The 5,609-nt window shown below is 43.9% G+C and carries 5 protein-coding genes; all 5 read left to right on the forward strand.

Features of this window, described 5'->3' with window-relative positions; genetic code table 11:
* Window positions 1–134 precede the first annotated feature (134 nt).
* The 5 genes from FHQ23_RS09415 (at window position 135) to FHQ23_RS09435 (ending at window position 5,565) form a co-directional block, all read left to right on the forward strand.
* The gene (locus FHQ23_RS09415) at window positions 135–458 is read left to right on the forward strand and encodes a YqcC family protein (RefSeq protein ID WP_139614103.1); all 324 of its coding nucleotides are present in this window, start codon (window positions 135–137) and stop codon (window positions 456–458) included.
* A gap of 49 nt (window positions 459–507) precedes the next feature.
* A complete protein-coding gene (gene truC, locus FHQ23_RS09420) occupies window positions 508–1,242 on the forward strand; it encodes a tRNA pseudouridine(65) synthase TruC (RefSeq protein ID WP_267963677.1) in 735 nt (244 codons plus the stop codon).
* A 182-nt stretch (window positions 1,243–1,424) separates the two neighbouring features.
* Window positions 1,425–2,384 (forward strand): TAXI family TRAP transporter solute-binding subunit, encoded by a 960-nt coding sequence (locus FHQ23_RS09425; protein WP_139611978.1) that lies wholly within the window; start codon window positions 1,425–1,427, stop codon window positions 2,382–2,384.
* 87 nt (window positions 2,385–2,471) lie between these two features.
* A complete protein-coding gene (locus tag FHQ23_RS09430; RefSeq protein ID WP_139614102.1) occupies window positions 2,472–5,117 on the forward strand; it encodes a TRAP transporter permease in 2,646 nt (881 codons plus the stop codon).
* Between the two features lie 22 nt (window positions 5,118–5,139).
* Window positions 5,140–5,565 (forward strand): universal stress protein, encoded by a 426-nt coding sequence (locus tag FHQ23_RS09435; RefSeq protein WP_132967548.1) that lies wholly within the window; start codon window positions 5,140–5,142, stop codon window positions 5,563–5,565.
* The last annotated feature ends 44 nt before the right edge of the window (window positions 5,566–5,609 follow it).

A 5,609-nucleotide genomic window follows, 5' to 3' on the forward strand; every position in this document is an offset into this window, starting at 1 on the left:
AGAGTCATAGTCCTGCGGACTGTGTTTAAAATATAAACAAACATCAACAGACCCTAGCTTGGCTCTCTTTTTTTGCAGAACTTGCGCAACAGTTAGATTACAATAGGCACACCAAATTTTAAGGAGAAAACATGATGTCGCAAGAGGATAAAGTACGCCAACATTTGCAGCAGTTGCAACATAACTTACAGCAATTGGCTTTATGGCAAAACTCACCACCGGAACAAGAGCGGTTGCAGAGCGAGCAGCCGTTCCATTTAGATACGTTGGAACCATATGAGTGGCTGCAATGGATTTTTATTCCGCGTATGCACGCATTGTTGGATGCTGAGGCGCCACTACCTAGCAAAATTGCCATTACGCCTTATCTGGAAGAGGCAATGAGCGATTTTGCCCAACTTGAGCTGCTGTTATCGCCATTAACCGATATAGAAAGCCTACTGAATGAGCCAGCATAAACCGCACTTTGACTCTAGCAGTGGAGAGCAGACAACAGTACCGTCGCCGATTTTGCAAATTTTGTATCGCGACGAGGACATTATTGCTATCAATAAACCGGCAGGCATGCTAGTGCACCGCAGTTGGCTGGATAAGCACGAAACCCGTTTTGTGATGCAGACCTTGCGTGATCAAATCGGGCAGCACGTTTATACGGTTCATCGTTTAGATCGTCCGACATCCGGTGTATTAGTGTTGGCGCTGAACCAAGAGTCCGCTCGTCGTCTCAGTCGACAATTCGAACAAAAACAGATCGAAAAAAGCTATTTGGCGGTGGTGCGAGGTTTTTTGAGTGGGCAGGGTAAGATTGATTATCCGTTAAAACAGCAGTTGGATAAAATTGCCGATAAATTCAGTCAGCCGGAAAAAGCGGCTCAAAGTGCGGTCACCGATTACCAAACTTTAGCGCAGATCGAAATGCCGTATCCTGCCGGACGTTATGCCAGCGCCCGTTATAGTCTGGTGAAATTGTTGCCGCAAACCGGTCGTAAACATCAATTAAGGCGTCATATGAAGCATTTGCATCATCCGATCATCGGCGATTCGGCTTATGGGGATTTGCGCCAAAACCGCACTTTTAGTGAGCATCTGGGGTGTAGTGGCTTAATGCTGCATGCGCATAAAATCTGGTTTGAACACCCGATAAGCGGGCAGAAAATAACAATTTGTGCCGAGGTTGATCAAAATTGGCAACAGATGTTGAATATTTTTAAATGGAAAATTAATGATCACGATATTTATTAAATTATGACTAAATAAATAGCAAATTCATTGTTAAAACAAATCCTATTTTACAATTGTAGTTGCAATTTATATAACCTTTGTATATGTTAGCAGGCAAGTCGCGCTGCCGCTGACTTAATGCTATGCAATTACACTTATAAATCTGTCTTTTGGCAGATCACAATTTAGAAGGAGTGCTATACATGAAACAACTTTTTAAATTATCTTTCGTTGCCGGATTAATGGCATCATCTACTGCTGTTATGGCTGCTGAACAATTTGTTACCATCGGCACTGGTGGGCAAACCGGTGTTTATTATGTCGTGGGACAATCCATTTGCCAGTTGGTTAATCGTGATTCAGCGAAAAGCGGTATCAAATGTAATGCTCCTTCCACCGGCGCCTCAGTTGCTAATTTAAATGCGATTGCCGGAAAACAATTAGATATGGGGATTGCTCAATCAGACTGGCAATATCATGCTTATAACGGCACTAGCTCGTTTGAAGGCAAGAAAAATGATAAGTTAAGAGCGGTTTTCTCGATTCACCCAGAGCCATTTACGGTGATGGCGCGTGACGATTCCGGCATTCAATCCTTTGATGATCTGAAAGGCAAACGTGTCAATGTCGGTGATCCGGGTTCCGGCACGCGTGCTACCATGAACGTGATTTTAGCCGCTAAAGGCTGGGACGATTCCGCCTTTAAAGTCGCTTCCGAATTGAAACCGGCAGAAATGGCATCAGTAATGTGTGATAACAATCTCGATGCGATCACTTATAATGTGGGCCACCCGAATGGGGCACTGAAAGAGGCGGCGGCATCTTGTGCGGCGCATTTAGTGCCGGTTGAAGGCGAAGCGATTGATAAATTGGTCGCCGATCACAGTTATTACGCTAAAGCCGTGATTCCGGGCGGTTTGTATGCCGGTTCGGATAACCCGACCAATACCTTTGGGGTTTATGCGACGTTGGTGACGTCTGCCGATGTGAGTGATGATCAGGTTTATGCCGTGGTGAAAGCGGTGTTCGATAATTTTGATCGCTTTAAACGTTTACACCCAGCATTTGCCAACCTGAAAGAAGATGAAATGATTAAAAATGCACTATCTGCACCATTACACGACGGTGCGGTGCGTTATTATAAAGAGAGAGGCTGGATGTAATTTTTCTTAGCTTGCTTAATTTTATTAAAGGCAGGGGATTTCCCTGCCTTTGCTGTTTAAACCTACAACTTAACAGGGAAAAGGACTATGTTAGACAAAACCAATAAAACCTTTGACCAAGACGATCTGCAAGACATGGTGGCGGCAAACGACTCCGGTGGTCGCAATCCCTATGGCTTTACAAAAAAATTGATTTTTGCGGTTGCCATTCTTTGGTCGTTATTTCAAATTTATTATGCTTCCCCTTTACCATTTGTGTTTCAAGAAATGCTACGTTCAATCGGATTGGGCTCGATCAACGTGGTATTTGATGATACCAAAGCCCGATCAATCCATCTGGCATTTGCGCTATTTTTGGCTTATCTTTCCTATCCGGCATTTAAATCGTCACCAATCCACCATGTGCCGATTTTAGATTGGATTTTTGCGTTTGCTGCCACCTTCTGTGCCTCCTATTATCTGTTTTTTTATGGTGAACTGGTGACACGTTTTGGTTCGCCAAATACGCAAGATATTGTTGTCGGAATTATTGGTATCCTATTACTGTTGGAAGCTTGCCGGCGTAGTTTAGGCTTGCCATTGGTGATTATTGCCAGTGTATTTTTGCTGTATAACTATTTTGGACAATATTTTCCGTCCAGCTGGATTGTCAGCCACAGAACCGGCAGTTTGTCGCATATCATCAATCAACAGTGGATTACTACCGAAGGGGTATTCGGTGTAGCACTCGGTGTTTCCACCAAATATGTGTTCTTGTTTGTATTATTTGGTGCGTTGTTAGACAAAGCCGGGGCAGGAAACTATTTTATCAAAACCGCCTTTGCCTTTTTAGGGCATTTCCGTGGTGGTCCGGCAAAAGCAGCAGTGGTAGCCTCCGGCTTGACTGGCTTGATCTCCGGCTCTTCCATTGCCAATGTGGTAACCACGGGGACATTTACCATTCCCATGATGAAGCGGGTCGGTTTTTCGGCGGAAAAAGCCGGCGCAGTAGAAGTGGCATCGTCGGTCAATGGGCAAATCATGCCACCGGTGATGGGCGCTGCTGCATTTTTGATGATTGAATATGTCAATATGCCATATAGCCAACTGATCACCCACGCTTTCCTGCCAGCGATCATCTCCTATATTGCCTTAGTCTATATTGTGCATTTGGAAGCTTGTAAAATGGATCTGAAAGGTTTGGAAAGAGCGGATGCCGCCAAACCTTGGATGGTTAGCGTGTTACGTGGATTGGGCAGCTTTATTACTATCTGTGTGGTGTATTTTATCATTGAGTACGGCTTATCATGGATAAAAGGTATATTCCCAGATCATGCACTAGCGATTGTATCAGCCTTGGTTGGACTGGTTTATCTCCTGTTATTAAAACGGGTGGCTAAATTTGACGATTTGGAAATTGATGATCCGAATTCGCCGGTAGTGAAATTGCCTTCGGTCAAACCTACCGTAAATGCCGGATTGCATTTCTTATTGCCGGTGGTGATTTTAATCTGGTGCTTGATGGTGGAAAGAATGTCACCAGGCTTGTCCGCTTTCTGGGGCAGTTTGGCGCTCTGTTTTATTTTATTGACTCAAAGACCGATTTTGCAGCTCTATCGCCGCCAAGGGAAAGTTGTCGCTGCGACCAAACAGGGCTTCAATGACTTGGTTACCGGCTTGGAAAGTGGTGCTCGCAATATGATCGGTATCGGCATTGCCACCGCAACCGCCGGGATTATCGTTGGCGTGGTGGCATTAACTGGTTTTGGGGTCCAACTCTCCAGCATTATCGAATTTTTATCGATGGGTAATATTCTGTTAATGTTGATTTTGGTTGCAATCTTCAGCTTGATTCTGGGAATGGGCTTGCCGACAACCGCCAACTATATTGTGGTATCGTCCTTAATGGCAACTGTGATTGTGGAAGTCGGGCGTCAAAATGGTTTGATTGTGCCGTTGGTCGCGGTGCATCTCTTTGTTTTCTACTTTGGGATCATGGCGGATGTGACCCCACCGGTCGGCTTAGCTTCTTTTGCAGCAGCAGCGGTATCCGGCGGCAATCCGATCAAGACCGGCTTGGTGGCGTTCGGTTACAGCTTGCGTACCGCTATTTTACCGTTCTTATTTATTTTCAATACGGATTTGTTATTGATTGATGTCGGTTTTGCTAAAGGTGTGATGGTGTTTATTGTCGCCACAATAGCCATATTGGCATTTACTGCAGCTTCAATGCGCTACTTCTTTGATCATACCAAGTGGTGGGAAACCGTATTATTGCTGCTAATCACCTTTATGCTGTTCCGCCCGGGATTCTTTATGAACTATATTTCACCCACTGAGCGTCATATTGAGCCAATCAACATTGTGCAGGAAATTGCACATGCTCCGGTGGGCGAAACCATGACCTTAAAAGTGGCAGGAATCAACCAATATGGCACACCGATTGAGTTTTTCGCAAAATTGAATGTTCCACAGGGCAATAGCGGAGAAGAGCGGATACAGAATCTGGGCTTAACCTTATTAGATACCGGAGAGCAGATTGAAGTTGATGGAGAAATGACACATAAAATCATCATTGATGATGCACAAATGGATTCAGCAGCAGAAAAGGCGGGCTTAAGCTGGGATCAAACTATTTTGTATGTTGCGTTACCGCGTCACAATACACTAGATAAAGAGTGGATGTTTATTCCAGCATTACTGCTATTATTCGGTTTAGGATTCAACCAAATTCGACGTCGTCGTAAAATTTAATCGTAAAAGGGAGTGTGAGTCGATGTTTAAAAATATTTTAATTGTAATTGATCTAGGGTATATTCCGTTAGCTAAAAAGTTGGCGGAAACCGCACTTGAAATGACGCGGAATAATCCTGATACTATTTATCGTGTTGCCGGCATTGTGTCGGCACCGAGCAATAGCATTGTTTCTTCGTTTTTACCCACTAATTTTGATAAAGAAGTGCTGGCGGAAGCCAATAAAAAACTGCATGAATTTACCCGAGATGTGTTCCCACAGGAGAGTAAAGTGCAGCACATCGTGGCTTACGGCACCATTTATGAAGAGGTGAATCGGGTTGCTGAAGAAAAAAATGTTGATCTGATTATCATGATGGCATCAAAAGATGATAATAAAGAAGGATTAAGTTCAAATACGGTTAAAGTGGCACGTTATAGTCGTAAACCGATCTTGATTCTGCGTTAATTTAGCTATAAACAAAGATCAACAGACCCGGTATAGTAGACAAA

The organism is Testudinibacter crocodili, from assembly GCF_006228025.1.
In the GTDB taxonomy this organism is placed as follows: domain Bacteria; phylum Pseudomonadota; class Gammaproteobacteria; order Enterobacterales; family Pasteurellaceae; genus Chelonobacter.